Origin of the sequence: Streptomyces sp. ISL-36 (genome assembly GCF_018614205.1) — a bacterium.
Lineage (GTDB): Bacteria > Actinomycetota > Actinomycetes > Streptomycetales > Streptomycetaceae > Streptomyces.
The window spans coordinates 1-18,797 of record NZ_JAGGOS010000152.1 but is presented as its reverse complement, the minus strand read 5'-3'; the positions used below and the strand labels follow the sequence as shown (position 1 = coordinate 18,797).

Below are 18,797 nucleotides of genomic sequence, written 5' to 3'. Positions count from 1 at the left end.
ACAGCATGATCCACGGGATCCTGTCCGTAGGATCCACCGGAACCACCGGGGTCAGGGAGAGGGAGAAGGGCCGGGCGATGGCGAAGAACATCCAGTCGCTTGAACGGGCGGCGGCGATGCTGCGACTGCTCGCCGGCGGCGAGCGCCGGCTCGGCCTGTCCGACATCGCCTCCTCACTGGGCCTGGCCAAGGGGACGGCGCACGGCATCCTGCGCACGCTGCAGGCCGAGGGCTTCGTGGAGCAGGACGCCCCCTCGGGCCGCTACCAGCTGGGCGCGGAGCTGCTGCGGCTGGGCAACAGCTATCTGGACGTCCACGAGCTGCGGGCGCGGGCGCTGGTCTGGACGGACGACCTGGCGCGGTCCAGCGGGGAGAGCGTCCACCTGGGCGTGCTGCACCAGCAGGGCGTGCTGATCGTGCACCACGTCTTCCGCCCGGACGACAGCCGCCAGGTCCTGGAGGTGGGGGCCATGCAGCCGCTGCACTCCACGGCCCTGGGCAAGGTGATCTCCGCCTACGACCCGGTGGCGCACAGCGAGGTCCTTGAGGTCCCCCGGGAGGGCTTCACGCCCCGTACGGTGACCGACCTGGCGGAGTTCGAGTCGCTGCTCGACATGACCCGCGCGCGGGGCTGGGCGGCGGACGTGGAGGAGACCTGGGAGGGCGTGGCCTCGGTGGCCGCGCCGATCCACGACCGGCGCCGGATGCCGGTGGGCGCGGTGGCGATCACGGGCGCCGTGGAGCGGGTCTGCGACGAAGGGGAGCTGCGCTCGGAGCTGATCGCGGCGGTACGGGACTGCGCCCGCGCCGTCTCCCGGGACCTGGGTGCCGGCCGCTTCTGACATTCGAACGGCAGCACTCGACGACCCGTCGGTAACGATCGCGTTATCGGCGGGTTTTTCGCTTCCGCAGCCCTTGACGTGCTGTTAACCGGAGGGCAAAACTTCCGTTCATCGGTCGGCATTGTCGAACACCTACCGGCAATACACGCTAGAGTGTGGCAATGCCACGGGCCGGAACCGCCCTCATCAGAGGGCGCGGACCACCGGAGGGACCCGGGGTTCGCCTTCCCCTGGACGAAGGACAAAGGAGTCGCGGGTGTCCAGCTCCGACATCTTCATCGGCGAGACCATCGGTACCGCCGTACTCATTCTGCTCGGCGGCGGTGTCTGCGCCGCCGTCACGCTCAAGGCCTCCAAGGCCCGCAACGCGGGCTGGCTCGCGATCACCTTCGGGTGGGGCTTCGCGGTCATGACCGCCGTCTACATGACGGCTTCCCTCTCGGGCGCCCATCTGAACCCCGCCGTCACGGTCGGCATCGCGATCAAGGACGGGGACTGGAGCAACGTCCCGGTCTACATCGCAGGCCAGGTGCTCGGCGCGATGATCGGTGCGGCGCTGGTCTGGGTGGCCTACTACGGCCAGTTCCAGGCGCATCTCACCGACCAGGAGATCATCTCCACGCCGCACGAGGAGGGCATGGTCGATCAGAAGGCCGCCCCCAAGGCCGGACCGGTGCTCGGCATCTTCTCCACCGGTCCCGAGGTCCGCAACGTCTGGCAGAACCTCGCCACCGAGATCATCGGCACGGTCGTGCTGGTCCTCGCGGTGCTGACGCAGGGCCTCAACGACAGCGGCAAGGGTCTCGGCGTCATCGGCGCCCTCATCACGGCCTTCGTCGTGGTCTCCATCGGCCTCTCGCTCGGCGGCCCGACCGGCTACGCCATCAACCCGGCCCGCGACCTCGGTCCGCGCATCGTGCACGCCCTGCTTCCGCTGCCGAACAAGGGCGGCTCCGACTGGAGCTACGCCTGGATCCCGGTCGCCGGTCCGCTGATCGGTGGAGCCCTCGCGGCGGGTATCTACAACATCGCGTTCGCCTGAGCCGTACAGCAGTAGTCGTAGCCGTACACCTGAGACCTCCTGGGAGCACCCCGTGACCGACGCACACACCAGCGGCCCGTTCATCGCCGCCATCGACCAGGGCACGACCTCGTCCCGCTGCATCGTCTTCGACAAGGACGGCCGGATCGTCTCGGTCGACCAGAAGGAGCACGAGCAGATCTTCCCGAAGCCGGGCTGGGTGGAGCACGACGCCGCCGAGATCTGGACCAACGTCCAGGAAGTCGTCGCCGGCGCCATCGAGAAGGGCGGCATCTCCGCCGCCGACGTCAAGGCCATCGGCATCACCAACCAGCGCGAGACCACCCTCCTGTGGGACAAGAACACCGGTGAGCCCGTCCACAACGCCCTCGTCTGGCAGGACACCCGCACCGACTCGCTCTGCAAGGAGCTCGGCCGCAACGTCGGGCAGGACCGCTTCCGCCGCGAGACCGGCCTGCCGCTGGCGAGCTACTTCTCCGGCCCGAAGGTCCGCTGGCTCCTGGACAACGTCGAGGGCCTGCGCGAGCGCGCCGAGCGCGGCGACATCCTCTTCGGCACCATGGACTCCTGGGTCATCTGGAACCTGACCGGCGGCGTCGACGGCGGCCACCACGTCACGGACGTGACCAACGCGTCGCGCACCATGCTGATGAACCTGCACACCATGGAGTGGGACGACAAGATCCTCCAGTCCATGGAGATCCCGCCGGCCGTGCTGCCGGAGATCCGCTCCTCCGCCGAGGTCTACGGCCACGTCAGGGGCGGCGTCCTGGACGGCATCCCGGTCGCCTCCGCGCTCGGCGACCAGCAGGCCGCCCTGTTCGGCCAGACCTGCTTCGCCGAGGGCGAGGCCAAGTCCACGTACGGCACCGGCACCTTCATGCTGATGAACACCGGTGACAAGATCATCAACTCCTACAGCGGGCTGCTGACCACGGTCGGCTACCAGATCGGCGAGCAGAAGCCGGTCTACGCGCTGGAGGGCTCGATCGCCGTCACCGGTTCGCTGGTGCAGTGGATGCGCGACCAGATGGGCCTGATCAAGTCCGCCGCCGAGATCGAGACCCTCGCGTCCTCGGTCGAGGACAACGGCGGCGCCTACTTCGTGCCGGCCTTCTCCGGTCTGTTCGCCCCGTACTGGCGCTCCGACGCCCGCGGTGTGATCGCCGGCCTCACCCGGTACGTCACCAAGGCCCACATCGCCCGCGCCGTCCTCGAGGCCACCGCCTGGCAGACCCGCGAGATCACCGACGCCATGACGAAGGACTCCGGCGTCGAGCTGACCGCGCTCAAGGTCGACGGCGGCATGACCTCCAACAACCTGCTGATGCAGACGCTCTCGGACTTCCTGGACGCACCGGTCGTGCGTCCGATGGTCGCCGAGACCACCTGCCTCGGCGCCGCCTACGCCGCCGGCCTGGCCGTCGGCTTCTGGCCGGACACCGACGCCCTGCGCGCCAACTGGCGCCGGGCCGCCGAGTGGACCCCCCGCATGGACGCCGACAAGCGCGACAGCGAGTACAAGAGCTGGCTGAAGGCCGTCGAACGCTCCATGGGCTGGCTCGAAGAAGAGAACTGACGAGGAGTTAGCGACATGACCACCCTGCAGAGCGTCCCCGCCCTGGGGACGCACCCGGCGGCCGGTTCCCTGCCGAGCCGCGCCGAGACCCGGGAACAGCTTTCCAAGGCGACGTACGACCTCCTGGTGATCGGCGGCGGCATCCTGGGCATCTCCACCGCCTGGCACGCCGCGCAGTCCGGTCTGCGGGTGGCCCTGGTGGACGCCGGCGACTTCGCCGGCGCCACCTCCTCCGCCTCCTCCAAGCTCCTCCACGGCGGTCTGCGCTACCTGCAGACCGGCGCGGTGAAGCTGGTCGCGGAGAACCACTTCGAGCGGCGTGCGGTCTCCCGTCAGGTGGCACCGCACCTCGCCAACCCCCTCACCTTCTACCTGCCGGTCTACAAGGGCGGCCCGCACGGCGCGGCCAAGCTCGGCGCGGGCGTCTTCGCCTACAGCGCGCTCTCCGCGTTCGGTGACGGCGTCGGACACCTGCTGAGCCCCGCCAAGGCCGCGCAGGACGTGCCGGAACTGCGCACCGACAACCTGAAGGCCGTGGCCGTCTACGGCGACGACCAGATGAACGACGCCCGGATGGCGCTGATGACGGTCCGCGCCGCGGTCGACGCCGGCGCCACCGTCCTCAACCACGCCGAGGTCACCGGCCTGCGCTTCACCCGGGGCCGGGTCACGGGCGCGGAGCTCAAGGACCGCACCAGCGGCGACGAGTTCGGCGTCACCGCCCGTCTCGTGCTCAACGCGACCGGGCCGTGGGTCGACCACCTGCGCAAGATGGAGGACCCGAACGCGGCTCCCTCCATCCGCCTCTCCAAGGGCGCGCACCTGGTCCTGAAGCGGACCTCCCCGTGGAAGGCCGCGCTGGCGACCCCGATAGACAAGTACCGGATCACCTTCGCCCTCCCCTGGGAGGACATGCTGCTGCTCGGCACGACGGACGAGGAGTACGAGGGTGACCCCGGCCAGGTCGAGGTCACCGAGAAGGACACCGCCCAGATCCTGGACGAGGCCGCCTTCTCCATCCGCGACCAGCAGCTCTCGCGCGATCTGATCACGTACTCCTTCGCAGGGCTGCGGGTGCTGCCGGGCGGTCCCGGCGACACCTCCAAGGCCAAGCGCGAGACGGTCGTCACCGAGGGCCGCGGCGGCATGCTGTCCGTGGCCGGCGGCAAGTGGACGACCTTCCGCCACATCGGCCGTACGGTGATGAGGAAGCTGGAGTCCCTGCCGGGCCACCCGCTGGGCGAGGACTACGAGTCGGTCTCGACGCTGCCGAAGCGGCTGCCGCTGCCCGGCATCGCCAACCCCAACGCGGTCGCGCACCGGCTGCTCGTGGACGGTCCCGCGCCCGGTCCGCGGATGGCCGCCGACACCGCCAAGCACCTGGCGACGCACTACGGTTCGCTCGCCTTCGACATCGCGCGGATGGCGAACGAGAACCCGGAGCTCGCCGAGCGCGTCCACCCGGACGCCCCGGAGATCTGGGCGCAGGTCGCCTACGCCCGTGACCACGAGTGGGCCGAGACGGCGGACGACGTGCTGCGCCGCCGTACGACGCTCACGATCCGCGGTCTGGCGACGGACGAGGTCCGCGACAAGGTCGAGAAGCTGTTGCGGCGCTGACCTCGTAGCGGCCTTGGACGTGACCTTGTAAGGGGCGGTCTCTCGGGAGGCCGCCCCTCACCCGTGCCCTGAGGCGCCTCGCGCGTGACCCGGGGCGCTGGGCGTGACCCTCGCAGGCCCGTGTGCCGACCGGAATTCCTGGGTAGTCGATCAAGGCCGCGCAGGCTCCCGGTGGTGCACGAGGGCTGCGGACGGACCGCCGGAAAGCCGTAAGGTTGGTCCGTACGACAGGAACTTCGGAAGGAGGCGCTGGGTGATCGAGCTCGAGGGGGTACCCGAGCTGATCGACCCGGTCATGGTGGCGGCGTTCGAGGGCTGGAACGACGCCGGCGACGCCGCCTCCACCGCGGTCGCCCATCTGGACCGGGAATGGAAGGGTGAGGTGTTCGCGGCGCTCGACGCCGAGGACTACTACGACTTCCAGGTCAACCGGCCCACGGTGTGGCTGGACGGCGGCGTCCGGAAGATCACCTGGCCGACGACCAGGCTCTCCGTGGTCCGGGTCGGCGGCGAGAAGCCGCGCGACCTGGTCCTGGTGCGCGGGATCGAGCCGTCGATGCGCTGGCGCTCGTTCTGCAACGAGATCCTGGGCTTCGCCCATGAGCTGGGCGTGGAGATGGTGGTGATCCTGGGCGCGCTGCTCGGGGACACCCCGCACACCCGGCCGGTCCCGGTCAGCGGGGTCACCTCCGACCCGGACCTGGCGCGCACCATGGATCTGGAGGAGACCCGCTACGAGGGCCCGACGGGGATCGTCGGCATCCTGCAGGAGGCGTGCACGCACGCGGGCGTGCCGGCGGTCAGCCTGTGGGCCGCGGTGCCGCACTACGTGTCGCAGCCGCCCAACCCCAAGGCCACGCTGGCGCTACTGAACCGGCTCGAGGACCTCATCGGTCTGCGCATCCCGCTGGGCGAGCTGCCCGAGGACGCGCGGGCGTGGCAGCTGGGCGTGGACCAACTCGCCTCCGAGGACAGCGAAGTGGCGGAGTACGTCCAGACGCTGGAGGAGGCCCGGGACACGGCGGAGCTGCCGGAGGCCTCGGGTGAGGCGATCGCCCGCGAGTTCGAGCGCTATCTGCGGCGTCGGGAGCCCGGACAGGGCCCCGGCCCGGGGCCGGGTCTCGCGACGGAGGGCGGCGACACCTCGTATCTGCGGGACACCTCCAGCGGGCGGACCCGGCCGCCGAAGCCGGAGCAGCCGGGCCCGGAGGCGACACCCGAGATCGGCCCCGAGCAGGGCCGTTCCGAGCCGGGCCGTTCCGAGCCGGAGCCGCCCCGGGAGGGCGAGGGCACCGACGGTGACGCCGAGGAGTAGCCCGTAGGGCAGAGGATGTGCGGAAGGGGGCCGCGCCGATCACGGCGCGGCCCCTTCCGTGTGCTCACCGCTGCTCGGTGCTCACACCTGCTCGACCGAGACCACGTCGTACGCGGTGTCCGGCTGCGGCTCCACGTCGAAACGGGCGTTGGGAAGGTAGATCCTGTCGCCCCACGCGGCGGCGGTGGTCGGGATGCGGAACCGCTCCGGGTCGGTGATCCGGGCGACGGCCGTGCCACGCGTGCCCGAGGGGTTCAGCCGGACCACGTCGATCTGGTTGAGCGCCTGCTGGACGACGTAGAGATTCCGGCCGAGCAGCAGCAGCCCGTCTCCGCGGGGGATCTTCAGGCCGCCGAGGTCGACCCTGCGGGCGGCCCCGGTGGCCGGGTCGATCCTCGTGAGGGCGCCGCCGTCGAGGTGGGTGTTCACCACGAGGAGCGCGCACCCGTCCGGCGTGCGCTCGATGCCGTTGGCCGTGAAGTCCGGACCCTGGACCCAGTCGCCGCCGAGCGGCACGGTCACCGGGGCGCCGACGGGCGCGCCCGAGCGGTCCAGGGCGAGCCGGTAGAGCTGCGGCTGGAACGAGTCGGTGAACCAGGCGGCCTCCGGGGTGAGAACCACGTCGTTGACCATGGTGTTCGCGGCCCCGAGCCCGGTGAAGTTCTCCAGGACCGTGCCCGAGCGGGCGTCGGCGACCCGGATGGCCCGGCCCCAGCCGCCGGCGAGGAAGAGCCGCCGCTCCGCGCGGTCGATCTTCAGGCCGACGGTGGAGTGGCCGGCGCCGGGTCCCGTGGAGATGATCCGGCCCTCTCCGGTGGCCAGGCTCGCCCGGTACACGGCGCCGTCGGCGAGTGAGCCGAGGTAGGCGTACGGGCTGTGCCCGATGGTGATGCCCTCGGGCTGGAAGCCGGCGGGCAGCGCGAAACCGGTGGGCCACCGGGCGCCGGCGCCGGCCGCGTGGGCCACCCCGCCGAGCGGGGCGGCGAGAGCCGCCGCGCCGGCAGCGGCGGCGGCTCCCAGGAGACTTCTGCGTGCGAGGGAACGGGGCACTGAGCGTCCTTTCGTACAACGGTCGAACAGTCGAACGGTCGGCAAGACCCTCACACCTCATCACAACGCACGCCCCACGCCCGGCCGTTGGCCGAATCACGCCCCAAGGGGCGTCTTGTCGATCAGGAGCAGGCGAAGCGGGCCGCCGCCCAGTCCCCGTGGTCACCGCTCTTGGAACCGTTGGTGTCGGTGATCCGCAGACGTACATGGCGGGCGCCGGTGACATCCACGTCGACGGGTACCGTCGCCGAGGCACCGGTCAGTTTCGGTGAGGTCCACAGCACCCTGCCGTCGGCCTCGACCGAGAACGCCACCTCCCCGTAGCCGTTGATCTCGTCGTCGATGCCGACCTCGGCGGTGAAGGCGGTGCAGCGACCGCCGAGGTAGACCTCGATGTCGGAGTCGGCGTGGGCCCCGATGCCCTTCTCATAGGTCTTTCCGGCCAGCGTGAGGGTCCGGCCGTCGCTCGCGCCCGACTCGCCGTTGGAGCGGTCGCGTTCGGGCGGTCCCCAGCCGTTGGTGGACTTCAGCCAGACCAGATCGCTCGCCCAGGACGCGGTGGCCGGCGGCTCGGGCATCACGCCGACGGCGAAGCGCTGGAGGGCGGTGCGGTCCTGTCCGGCGGAGCGGTGGCGGGCGCTCGCGGTGAGCGTGGCCTCCCCCGGCTTGGCGTCCTCGGCCGGGGTGACGGAGACCTCGACCCGCCGGGTGGTGCCCGCCGGGATGCGCTCGACCGGTGCGGCGGGGGTGACCTGCCAGCCCGCGGGGGCCGTCAGGGAGACCTCCACGCCGGTCGCGTCCCTGGTGCCCGCGGTGACGTCGACGGCGACGGTGCCGGGCGTGCCGGCGCCCAGTTCCTGCCCCGCCGGGACCGCGAGGGTGGCGGCGGCGCCGGGCACGGCTCCGCCGACCGCGCTGGTGTCCTTCAGCTCCAGCGTGAAAGCCCGGTCGGTGCGCTGGGCGGTCGTCTTGAGCTTCACCACTCCGCCGCGGTCGTCACCGTCGTACCACCAGCCCTGTGCGGCGGCCTCGTAGTCGGAGCGGGAGGTCAGCCGGGGCAGCTTCCGGTCGCCGAGGGTCACGCTGCTCGGGGCGTCCCCGGTGTGCACGGTGAACTGGTAGGGCCGGGCGGCGGACTTGCCCGCGAAGGTGCCGGTGCTCTCCCCGATCCGGACGGTCACATCACCCGCTCCGCGCTTCGGCGCCCGGACGTCGGCGCGCTGGGTGGCGTACCGGCCTGTGCGGTGGGCGCGGGTGACGCCGTCGTCCTCGTACAGCGTGAACGAGGTCGTGCCCTGCGGGTAGATGTCCCAGGCGAGCGGGGAGTCCGCGGTGCGGTCGGCGTACGAGCGGATGCCACCCGGCCACATCGGGACGGTGGCACCGGCCCGGACGAACAGGGGCAGGGTGTCGAGCGGGGCGCTGTAGTCGTCGACCGTGACCGGGCCCTCGTAGGTGCGCCCGCTCCAGTAGTCGATCCAGGTGCCCTGGGGGAGGTAGATGCCGTCGCGCTCGACGGCGTCCTGGTAGACGGGGGCGACGAGGAAGTCCTCGCCGCTGAGGAACTCGTACTTCGCCGCCTCGCTCGCGGCTTTCGGGTCGTCGGGGTACTCGAGGACGAGAGGCCGGGCCAGGCCCACACCGGTCTGCGTGGCGCGGTGGGCGTGCGAGTAGATGTAGGGCAGCAGCGACTCGTGGAGCTTGAGGGAGGCGCGGTTGATGGAGGTGTACGGCTCCCCGTAACGGAAGGGCTGCTTGTCCTGGGCCGCCCAGCCGTCCATGGTCATGGTGACGGGCAGGAACATCTTCCACTGCAGGTCGCGGGTGTACGTCTTGGCGCTGCCGCCGAAGATGCCGTCGACGTCGCCCGTGGTGTAGGCGAGGCCGGACATGGAGGCGCCGGCGTAGGTGGGGATCTGCCAGCGGATGTACTCCCAGGTGCCGGACTGGTCACCGGACCACTGGACGCCGCAGCGCTGGGCTCCGGACCAGCTCTCGGGGGCCCAGGTGAAGCCGCGGGCGTCGCTGTGGGCCTCGATTCCGGCGTAGGCGTCCTTGCAGCCGTCGAGGGCGAACTTGTAGCCCTCGCCGACCCAGGCGACGTCGAGCTTGGCGACCCGCTGGCCCGCCTTGACCTGTTCGCCGAGCCTGTCGATGCCGTCCTCGGTCCACAGGCCGAGCTGCATCTTGCGCTGCTGGAGGCCCTGGGCGGTCTCGGCGAGGTTCTCGTAGCCGCAGCCGTAGCCGTCGTTGACGAGCATCCAGCCGTTCGGCATGTCGTTCTGGACGTAGCCGTCGGCGACCTTCAGTGCGTCGAGGGTGTGGCGCTCGCCGCGGTTGGCGTTGTGGAGGTAGCAGTCGGCGTCGCCGATCTCCAGGCCGTAGACGGGCGGCAGGAAGGGCTTGCCGGTGAGGGCCGTGTACTGGCCGATGACGTCCTTGAGGGCGTCGGAGCCGGAGCCGGCGAAGTAGTAGGCGTCGAAGCGCTGTTCCCGTGCGGTGGTGGTGACGGGCTCGCCGAAGACGTAGGTGTTCGGGGCGTAGGTGTTGCGGTAGACGCCGTAGCCGGCCGAGGAGAGGTAGAACGGGACGGAGTTGGGGTGGCCGCCGTCGTTCCAGTTGTAGTCGACGCCGACCTCGACGGTCTTGCCGCGGTGGGAGGTGTTGCCGCGCCCGTTCTGCATGCCGGCGCCGTAGAACTGCTCGTCGGCGCCCCGGGCGAGGGTCTGTACAGTGCGGTCCTGGTTCCAGGTCAGGCCCTTGGTCTCGGACCACAGCGGGGTGCCGTCGGCGCGGAAGGCCGCGAAGCGCAGGGGGGCCTTGTAGGCGCGCACGGTCACCTTCGCGGAGGTGAGTTCGTAGCGGTCGCCGCGGTCGTACCAGCGGGTGGCGGGGGGCGGGCCCTGGGGCAGGACGATGTCCCGGCCGGTGGGGTCGGTGAACTTTCCGTCGGGGGCGAGTTCGATGCGGAAGGTCTCCTCGGAGACGAAGCTGACGCGGGCCCGGGCGGAGCCCGCGGCCAGCTGGTAGACGGAGCCTTCGGCGGTGAAGCCGGTGACGTCCCCGACGGTGGTCGGGGGCGGTTCGGCGGACTGGGCGCTTCCGGGTCCCGCGAACACCGCGAGGAGCCCGAGCAGAGCGCCGACGATTGCAGCTCTCGTGCGCATTGTTGATTGCATGGAGCGTATTTAGCGCAGAAACGAGCATGAGGACAGGGACAAAACGGAACCGCCCTCAGACTTCACGAAGAAGTCCAAGGGCGGCTGGGTGAAACGGGGTTGAGCGGAAGTGCTCGTTACAGGGCCACTCCGAGCAGTGCGTCGACCGCGCGGGATACGAGGCCGGGCGCGGACTCGTCCGTGCCGCCCTCGGCGGTCTGCCGCGCGGCCCAGCGGTCGACCGCGGCGAGCGCGGTCGGTGCGTCGAGGTCGTCGGCGAGCGCCTCCCGGATCTCCTCGACGAGCGCGTCGGCGGACGGTCCGTCGGGGCGGGAGACGGCGGCACGCCAGCGGTCCAGGCGCTCCAGGGCGTCCTGGAGGACCTGGTCGGTCCACTCCCAGTCGGCGCGGTAGTGGTGCGAGAGCAGCGCGAGGCGGATGGCGGCCGGGTCGACACCCTGGCGGCGGAGCGTGGAGACGAAGACCAGGTTGCCCTTGGACTTCGACATCTTCTCGCCGTGCAGGGCGACCATGCCGGCGTGGACGTACGCCTTGGCCATGGGGAACTCGCCGGTCAGCGTCTGGGCGTGGGAGGCGCCCATCTCGTGGTGCGGGAAGATCAGGTCGGAACCGCCGCCCTGCACGTCGAAGCCCATGCCCAGGTGGTCGAGGGCGATGGCGACGCACTCGATGTGCCAGCCGGGGCGGCCCGGGCCGAGGCTCCCGCCGTCCCAGCTCGGCTCGCCCTCGCGGGCGGCCATCCACAGCATCGGGTCGAGCGGGTTCTTCTTCCCGGGGCGGTCGGGGTCGCCGCCGCGCTCGGCCGAGAGGTGCCGCATCAGCTCGGTGTCGTAGTTCGACACCTGGCCGAAGTGCGGGTCGGCCTCGACGGAGAAGTAGATGTCGCCTTCCAGCTCGTAGGCGGCGCCACTGTCCCGCAGCCGCTCGACGAGCGGCACGATGCCCGGTATGGCCTCGACCGCGCCGATGTAGTGCTGCGGCGGCAGCATCCGCAGGGCGGTCATGTCCTCACGGAACAGCGCGGTCTCACGCTCGGCGAGGCCGACCCAGTCGATGCCGTCGCGGATCGCCCGCTCCAGGAGCGGATCGTCGACGTCGGTCACGTTCTGGACGTAGTGGACCTGCCGCTTGGTGTCGAGCCACACGCGCTGAACGAGGTCGAACGCGTTGTAGGTCGCCGCGTGACCCAGATGGGTCGCGTCGTACGGCGTGATGCCGCAGACGTAGATACGGGCGACGGGGCCGGGGGCGAGGGTCACTCGTCCGCCGGTCGCGGTGTCGTGGATCCGGAGGTCGCGGCCCTTGCCAGGCAGGGCGGGGACCTCAGAAGCGGGCCAGGCATGCATGACCTGAGCCTAACCGGACACCTGTTTCAGATACGAACCGGATGCGGGATCTTGACCGAATAGGCGGTCTTGCGGGTCAGGGCCGCACATGCATACCCCTAGGGGGTGGGACAGGTCACACCGGAGGGTGGCCGGATTCCAACGGTCAGACCGGTGGCCAGGGGATGGCCGGCCACTGCCCGGAGGGCTCCGGGTGCCGGCCGGTCGTGCGCAGCAGGGTGACCCGGCCGCGCAGCGCGTCCACCTCGGCCGCGGTGAGCAACTGCGCCAGCCGGGTGGTGAGCGGGGTACCGGAGGCCAGGGAGGCGTCGAGCCGCTCCAGTACGTCGGTCGCCTCGGCGGGCAGCTTCTCGCCCGCCCAGCCCCACAGGAGGGTGCGCAGCTTGTCCTCCACGTTGAAGGTCACACCGTGGTCGATGGCGTACAGACGCCCGTCCGGCGCGGGCAGCAGATGTCCGCCCTTGCGGTCCCCGTTGTTGATGACGGCGTCGAGGACGGCCAGGCGGCGCAGATCGGGACTGTCGGCATGGACGAGGAGCGCGGTGCGGTCCTCGCCGACCTGGGCGGGCCCCACCGCCTTCCAGCCCTCCCCCGCCTCCTCGTCCTCGGTGAGGGCGAGGAGGCTCGCGCCGGGGTCGGCCTCGACCCACAGCTGGACCATGCCCTCGCCGTACGGGCCGTCGCGCAGCACCGTGGGCGGTACGAGCCCCCAGCCGGTCGCCTCGGAGAGCTCGTAGGCGGCGACCTCGCGCTGGGCCAGGGTGCCGTCGGGGAAGTCCCACAGGGGGCGTTCGCCCGCGACGGGCTTGTAGACGCAGGCCGTTTCGGCGCCCTCGTGGGCGACGGAGCAGTAGAGCACCGCGTTGGACGCCTCACGGACCTGACCGCGGACGGTCAGCTCCCCCTTGGCGAGCAGGTCGATGACCGGAACGGTCGGCGCACTCGGCGCGCCCGGCAGCTCCGTCATGCTCCCCGCCGGTATCCGTTCTGGCGCGGGCACACGTGCCCCTCGGGGTCGAGCGGCAGGCTGCACAGCGGGCACGGCGGCCGGCCGGCGTTGACCACGTCGAGGGCCCGCTTGGCGAAGGCCCTGGCCTGCGCGCCGGTGAGACGGACCCGCAGCATCGGGGGGCCGTTCTCCTCGTCCTGCAGCAGCCGCTCCTCGGCCTCGGCGAGGTCCTCCTCGGACTCCGCGTCGAGCTCGACGAGCGCCTGGGCCTCGACGATCATGCGCTGTTCCTCGCCGTCCCAGGCCAGCGCCATGGTGCCGACCCGGAACTCCTCCTCGACGGGGGCGTCGAGCGGGGCGGTGTCCGCGATGTCGGCGGGGGCGACGGCGGGGACGGGGGCGTTGCCGCCGGTGCGGCGCACGACCTCGTCGAGGAGCTCGTCGATGCGTTCGGCGAGCGCGGCGACCTGGGTCTTCTCCAGGGCCACGCTGGTGACCCGGCCCGCCGCGGACGCCTGAAGGAAGAACGTACGGCGGCCAGGCAGCCCGACCGTGCCGGCCACGAAACGCTCCGGTGGGTCGTAGAGGAACACCTGACGGGACACGTCCCTGACTCCCTTGAGTCTCGACAGTGGTGAAGGCCCGCGCTACAGCGGCCCGTCCACCCTACTGCGCGGATGGATCACGGTGCGCCCGCGCCGCCCCCGACCTCCGCGGCCCCGCCGTTCTCGCCGCTGTCCCGGGGGGCGAGGCCGGCGAAGTCGCCGGTGTCGCCGAGGCGTACGAGGAAGGGGCGCAGCCGCGTGTAGCGGATGGCGGTGACGGAGCAGGGGTCGACGTGGATGCGCTGGAAGAGGTCGAGGTGCATGCCGAGGGCGTCCGCGACCAGCGACTTGATGATGTCGCCGTGCGAGCACATGGCGTAGACGGCGTCCTCGCCGTGCTCGGCCTCGATCCGGGCGTTCCAGTCCCGCACGGCGTCGACGGCACGCGCCTGCATGGCGCGCATCGACTCGCCGCCGGGGAAGGCCGCCGCGGAGGCGTGTGCCTGGACGATCTGCATCAGCGGTTCGTCGGCCAGTTCCGCGAGCTTGCGTCCGGACCAGTCTCCGTAGTCGCACTCGCTGATCCGCTCGTCCGTGTGGAACGGCAGGCCGGGCCGGGCGTCGAGGAGCGGCCGCACGGTCTCACGGCAGCGCTGCAGCGGGCTGCTGACGACGGCGGCGAGCGGCACTCCGGCCAGCCGCCCGGGCAGCGCGGCGGCCTGCGCGGCGCCTCGCTCGTCGAGGGCGACTCCGGGGGTCCGTCCGGCGAGGACCCCGGAGGTGTTGGCGGTGGAACGTCCGTGACGGACGAGGATCAGCGTGGCCATGGCGGCAAGCGTAAGCGGCTCCACGCGCGCGTGGGGGCTGCCCCGGAACCGGGCCCCGCAAGGGACCCCGCGCGCGCGTGCGGGGCGGCCGGAGCGGCCCGGGCGGTCTCATAGGTGCAGGAGGGGGCAGGGCGGGGAAGAATCGGCGAATGATCGTTGACTCTGCCATCTACCGGGACGGGCGTCGGATGGACGGCCCGGCCGATCTTTCCGACGCCCTGGACGAGGCGAGGGCGAACGGCGACGCGTTTCTCTGGGTGGGTCTGCACGAGCCGACCGCGCAGGAATTCGATCATGTCTCGACCGAGTTCGCCCTGCACCCGCTGGCGGTCGAGGACGCGCTGAAAGCCCATCAACGCCCCAAGCTGGAGGTCTACGACGACTCGCTCTTCGTGGTCCTCAAGCCGGTCGTGTACGAGCCGAAGAGCGACCGCGTCTCCTCGGGCGAGGTGATGGTCTTCATGGGCGACTCGTTCGTGGTGACGGTCCGGCACGGCGAGGGCGCGCCGCTCGCGGCGGTACGTCGACGGCTGGAGGCCGAGCCGGAGGTCCTGCGACACGGTCCGACGGCCGTGCTGTACGCGATCAGCGACGAGGTGGTGGACCACTACATAGACGTGGCCGCGGAGCTCCAGGTCGACCTGGAGGAGCTGGAGGCCGACGTGTTCTCGCCGACCGGCGGGAACCCGGCGAACACGGCGGAGCGGATCTACACCGCCAAGCGCCAGGTGCTCGAGTTCCGGCGTGCCAGCAGCCCGCTGGCGGCGCCCATGGAGAAGCTCGCGGCCGGGACCGTGCCCTTCGTGAACCAGCAGGCGAAGCCGTTCTTCCGGGACGTCAGCGATCACCTGATCCGGGCCTCCGAGCAGGTGGAGGGCCTGGACCGGCTCCTTTCGGACGTGCTGTCGGCGCATCTGGCCCAGATGGGCGTGCGGCAGAACGACGACATGCGGAAGATCTCGGCGTGGGCGGCCATGGCGGCGGTCCCCACCATGGTCGCGGGGATCTACGGCATGAACTTCGACCACATGCCCGAGCTGCGCTGGGTCTGGTCGTATCCGGCGGTCGTCCTGCTGATGGCGGGGGCCGTCCTCGGCCTGTACCGGCTCTTCAAACGCCGGGGCTGGATGTAGCGCCCGGCGGTCAGAGCGCGGGGGCGGGGGTGGCGGGGCCGCCGAGGGCGTTGCGCCGCTCGGGCATCGTGAGGTCGACCATCTTGCGCCAGCCGGCGGCCCGTTCGTAGGCGTACATGCCGTGGATACCGGCGGCGAGCGCGGCCGACTTGACCTTGGGCCACTTCAGGATGCGGCCCATGTGGCTCATCACGGCGAGGCTGACGTCGCGGTAGACCTCGATCTCGGTGAGCGCGGACTCGCGCAGGGTCCGCTGGATGAGCCGGCCGTGTCCGGCGTACGCGAGGCGCAGCAGCTCCTCGTGGCAGTAGGCGAGGTGGTTCGCCTCGTCGTTGTCGATCATGCGAATGGCCTTGCCGAGCTCGGGGTGGTTCCCGAAGTGGGTGACCAGCATGTCCATCTGGTCGGCGGCCCGCTGCTCGGTGACCCGGCTGTGCGCGAGGTAGACGATGACGTCCTCCTCGGTCAGGGGTTCGTCGCGGCGGAGCTTGTCGTGGGCGAGGCCGATGCCGCGCTGTTCGAGGAGCATCGTGTAGTCGGTGTCGGGCGGGACGGGGACGGGCTCCACTCCGCGCTTCTTCATCAACGCCTGGAAGATCCGGCCGTGCTTGTCCTCGTCGGCGCCGTGCCGGGTGATCTTGGGGGCCAGGTCCCGCATCCCGGGGGCGACGAGCGCCGCGATCCGGGCGTTCTCCCAGCCGCCCTGGGACTCGCCGCTCTCGGCGATGGAGCAGAAGAGCTGGAACGACTCGTCGTTGTCGATGATTTCCTGGAACAGGCTCTTGGCCGTGAGCATCGCGCCACCTCCATACGACCGTCCGCCCGCCGCACGCCCGCGACAACGAGTCAAGTGCGGTACGGACCGGTGGGCAACAGGAGGCGCGCCGGACTCGGCCGAAAGACGGAGTCCGGCGTCCGTAACCGGAGGTGTCCTGGAGCCGTTGTGCTGCATGACGGCCGTGGCGGGGAAGACCCCCCGAGCCCCCACCACGGCCGCAGACCTCGTCCGCTACGCCAGACCCGCCCGCTCCAGGGCCTCGGTGCCCGCCCGCAGCGCCGCCACCCGCTCGTCCAGGGTGAAGCCGGCCGGAGCGAGGGTCAGCGTGGTGACACCCGCCTCGGCGTAAGCCTTCATCCGGTCGGCGATCCGCTCGACGGAGCCGAGCAGGGTCGTCTGGTCGATCAGTTGGCGGGGTACGGCCGCGGCGGCACCGGTCTTGTCGCCGGACAGGTACTTGTCCTGGATCTCGGCGGCCTGCTTCTCGTACCCCATGCGCTGGGCGAGCTGGTTGTAGAAGTTCTGCTTGCGGCTGCCCATGCCGCCGACGTACAGCGCGGTGTACGGGCGGAAGATGTCGGCGAGCGCGTCGATGTCGTCGCCGAGCGCGATCGGCAGGGTGGGGTGGACGTCGAAGCCCTCCATGGTCAGGCCGGCCTTCTCGCGGCCTGCGCGCAGCGGGCGCAGCGCGGTCTCCTCCAGGTGCTCGGCGGAGGGGAAGATCAGCAGCGCGCCGTCGGCGATCTCGCCGGTCTGCTCCAGGTTCTTCGGGCCGATGGCGGCGATGTAGAGCGGGATGTGTTCGCGCTGCGGGTGGACGGTGAGCTTGATGGGCTTGCCCGGGCCGTCCGGCAGCGGGAGCGTCCAGTGCTCGCCCTCGTAGCTGAGCCGCTCACGGGACATCGCCTTGCGGACGATCTCGACGTATTCGCGGGTGCGGGCCAGCGGCTTGTCGAACTTGACGCCGTACCAGCCTTCGGAGACCTGCGGTCCGGACACACCGAGGCCGAGGCGGAAGCGGCCGCCGGAGAGCGAGTCGAGGGTGGCGGCGGTCATCGCCGTCATGGCGGGCTGACGCGCCGGGATCTGCATGATCGCGGAGCCGACGTCGATGCGCTCGGTCTTGGCGGCCACCCAGGAGAGCACCGTGGGCGCGTCGGAGCCGTAGGCCTCGGCGGCCCAGCAGACGTCGTAGCCGAGGCGGTCCGCCTCCTGGGCGACGGCGAGATTGTCGCCGTCCATGCCGGCGCCCCAGTAGCCGAGGTTGATGCCGAGCCGCATATCCGCACCCTCTTTACTGATCAGTAACGTCCCTTGGTCCGGACTCTAGCGCGCGGGTGCGGGATCCGTCAGGAGGAGGTTGTCCACAGGCTCTCTCCGCGTGGGGTCTTGGCCAGTAATCTCGCGCCCATGGAGCAGAGGCATCTCGGACGTACCGGCCTGCGCGTGTCCCGGATCGGGCTCGGCACCCTCACCTGGGGCCGGGACACCGACGAGCACGACGCCGCCGACCAGTTGAAGGCGTTCTGGGACGCGGGCGGCACGCTGGTCGACACCGCTGACGTCTACGGCGGCGGCGAGGCCGAGTGTCTGCTCGGGCAGCTCATCGAGCGGCTGGTGCCGCGGCGGGATCTGGTCATCTCCACGAAGGCGGGCAGCGTGCCCGACCCCGACCGTCGGATGGACGGCTCGCGCGGCCACCTCCTGGCCGCACTCGACGCCTCCCTGGAACGCCTCGGGACCGACCATGTGGACCTGTGGCAACTCCACGCCTTCGACCCGTACACCCCTCTGGAGGAGTCCCTCCAGGCGCTGGACATCGCGGTGAGCAGCGGACGGGCCCGCTATGTGGGGGTGTCGAACTTCTGCGGGTGGCAGCTGGCGAAGGCCGGGACCTGGCAGCTCGGTGTGACGGGCGGGGCGCGCACCCGGCTGGCGGCGACGCAGATGGAGTACTCGCTGCTGCAGCGTGGCATCGAGCGGGAGGTGCTGCCGGCCGCACTCGACCTGGGGATAGGCCTGCTGCCGTCCTCGCCGCTGGGCCGCGGGGTGTTGACCGGGAAGTACCGGCACGGTACGCCGACGGACTCACGGGGTGGCTCCGAGACGATGGCGCCCTTCGTGGAGCCGTATCTGGACGAGGCGGCGAGCAGGATCGTGGACGCCGTGGCGACGGCCGCGGACGGCCTGGCGGCGACCCCGCTCCAGGTGGCGCTCGCGTGGGTCCGCGACCGGCCGGGGGTCGTCGCCCCGATCGTCGGCGCGCGCACGGCGCAGCAGCTCACGGCCGCGTTGTCAGTGGAGAGCCTTAGTCTTCCTGACGAGATCTGCCGGGCGCTCGACGATGTGTCGGCTCCCGTGCACCGTTATCCGGATCAGGACTGGAGCACCCTGTGACCGAGCCTTCCCGGGAGACCACTCCCGAGGCCGCCGAGCCCGTGCGGGGCGAGAACGACGAGGCCCTGGCGGAGACGGCCGTGGGGCGCTCCGTGCCGGGGGACGGCGCGGAGGACGGTTCGGCTCCCGACGCACAGGGCGGACGGACCGCCGAGTCCGAAACCGAGTCCGAAACCGAAGCCGAAGCCGAAGCCG

Annotated in this window: 16 protein-coding genes; 8 read left to right on the top strand and 8 right to left on the bottom strand. The window is 71.2% G+C overall.

Annotation, left to right across the window (positions count from 1 at the left end; all coding sequences use genetic code 11):
* Positions 1 to 77: 77 nt before the first annotated feature.
* The 5 genes from J7E93_RS32410 to J7E93_RS32390 all read left to right on the top strand — a co-directional run bounded on the left by J7E93_RS32410 (position 78) and on the right by J7E93_RS32390 (position 6,398).
* Positions 78 to 842 (top strand): IclR family transcriptional regulator, encoded by a 765-nt coding sequence (locus J7E93_RS32410; protein WP_215073612.1) that lies wholly within the window; start codon positions 78 to 80, stop codon positions 840 to 842.
* A 256-nt stretch (positions 843 to 1,098) separates the two neighbouring features.
* The gene (locus tag J7E93_RS32405) at positions 1,099 to 1,884 is read left to right on the top strand and encodes an MIP/aquaporin family protein (RefSeq protein ID WP_215073607.1); all 786 of its coding nucleotides are present in this window, start codon (positions 1,099 to 1,101) and stop codon (positions 1,882 to 1,884) included.
* Positions 1,885 to 1,936: 52 nt separating this feature from the next.
* Positions 1,937 to 3,463, top strand: coding sequence for a glycerol kinase GlpK (gene glpK / locus J7E93_RS32400; RefSeq protein WP_215073606.1), 1,527 nt, complete (start codon positions 1,937 to 1,939; stop codon positions 3,461 to 3,463).
* 15 nt (positions 3,464 to 3,478) lie between these two features.
* Positions 3,479 to 5,083, top strand: a complete 1,605-nt coding sequence (locus J7E93_RS32395) for a glycerol-3-phosphate dehydrogenase/oxidase (protein ID WP_215073605.1) — start codon at positions 3,479 to 3,481, stop codon at positions 5,081 to 5,083.
* Positions 5,084 to 5,336: 253 nt separating this feature from the next.
* On the top strand, positions 5,337 to 6,398 hold the full coding sequence (locus J7E93_RS32390; RefSeq protein WP_215073604.1) for a PAC2 family protein: 1,062 nt from the start codon (positions 5,337 to 5,339) through the stop codon (positions 6,396 to 6,398).
* Between the two features lie 81 nt (positions 6,399 to 6,479).
* Here J7E93_RS32390 and J7E93_RS32385 read toward each other — a convergent pair whose 3' ends face one another.
* From J7E93_RS32385 to J7E93_RS32360, 6 genes are all read right to left on the bottom strand, one after another.
* Positions 6,480 to 7,448 (bottom strand): SMP-30/gluconolactonase/LRE family protein, encoded by a 969-nt coding sequence (locus J7E93_RS32385; RefSeq protein ID WP_215073603.1) that lies wholly within the window; start codon positions 7,446 to 7,448, stop codon positions 6,480 to 6,482.
* A 122-nt stretch (positions 7,449 to 7,570) separates the two neighbouring features.
* Positions 7,571 to 10,627: an NPCBM/NEW2 domain-containing protein gene (locus J7E93_RS32380; RefSeq protein WP_215073602.1), complete on the bottom strand. Its 3,057-nt coding sequence runs from the start codon at positions 10,625 to 10,627 to the stop codon at positions 7,571 to 7,573.
* A 116-nt stretch (positions 10,628 to 10,743) separates the two neighbouring features.
* Positions 10,744 to 11,973: a cysteine--1-D-myo-inosityl 2-amino-2-deoxy-alpha-D-glucopyranoside ligase gene (gene mshC, locus J7E93_RS32375; RefSeq protein ID WP_215073601.1), complete on the bottom strand. Its 1,230-nt coding sequence runs from the start codon at positions 11,971 to 11,973 to the stop codon at positions 10,744 to 10,746.
* Between the two features lie 145 nt (positions 11,974 to 12,118).
* A complete protein-coding gene (locus tag J7E93_RS32370) occupies positions 12,119 to 12,973 on the bottom strand; it encodes an SCO1664 family protein (RefSeq protein WP_374105459.1) in 855 nt (284 codons plus the stop codon).
* Positions 12,937 to 13,527 carry a DUF3090 domain-containing protein gene (locus J7E93_RS32365; protein WP_215073599.1) on the bottom strand — a complete coding sequence of 197 codons (591 nt, stop codon included), beginning with the start codon at positions 13,525 to 13,527 and terminating at the stop codon, positions 12,937 to 12,939. The genes J7E93_RS32370 and J7E93_RS32365 overlap by 37 nt, the downstream gene beginning before the upstream one ends.
* Before the next feature lie 77 nt (positions 13,528 to 13,604).
* Positions 13,605 to 14,294, bottom strand: coding sequence for a histidine phosphatase family protein (locus J7E93_RS32360; protein ID WP_215073598.1), 690 nt, complete (start codon positions 14,292 to 14,294; stop codon positions 13,605 to 13,607).
* 149 nt (positions 14,295 to 14,443) lie between these two features.
* Here J7E93_RS32360 and corA point away from each other — a divergent pair, with 149 nt between their 5' ends.
* Positions 14,444 to 15,427 (top strand): magnesium/cobalt transporter CorA, encoded by a 984-nt coding sequence (gene corA, locus J7E93_RS32355; protein ID WP_215073597.1) that lies wholly within the window; start codon positions 14,444 to 14,446, stop codon positions 15,425 to 15,427.
* A 10-nt stretch (positions 15,428 to 15,437) separates the two neighbouring features.
* Here corA and J7E93_RS32350 read toward each other — a convergent pair whose 3' ends face one another.
* Both J7E93_RS32350 and J7E93_RS32345 read right to left on the bottom strand, forming a co-directional pair.
* Entirely contained in the window at positions 15,438 to 16,223 is a 786-nt protein-coding gene (locus J7E93_RS32350) for a ferritin-like domain-containing protein (RefSeq protein WP_215073596.1), read from the bottom strand.
* 213 nt (positions 16,224 to 16,436) lie between these two features.
* Positions 16,437 to 17,486 (bottom strand): LLM class F420-dependent oxidoreductase, encoded by a 1,050-nt coding sequence (locus tag J7E93_RS32345; protein ID WP_215073595.1) that lies wholly within the window; start codon positions 17,484 to 17,486, stop codon positions 16,437 to 16,439.
* Between the two features lie 129 nt (positions 17,487 to 17,615).
* Between J7E93_RS32345 and J7E93_RS32340 the strand changes: the two genes are divergently transcribed.
* Together J7E93_RS32340 and J7E93_RS32335 are read left to right on the top strand one after the other, a co-directional pair.
* Complete coding sequence (locus J7E93_RS32340; protein ID WP_215073594.1) at positions 17,616 to 18,602, top strand: aldo/keto reductase; 987 nt, start codon at positions 17,616 to 17,618, stop codon at positions 18,600 to 18,602.
* A partial coding sequence (locus J7E93_RS32335; protein WP_374105458.1) for a hypothetical protein occupies positions 18,599 to 18,797 on the top strand: 199 nt, incomplete at its 3' end. The genes J7E93_RS32340 and J7E93_RS32335, both read left to right, overlap by 4 nt.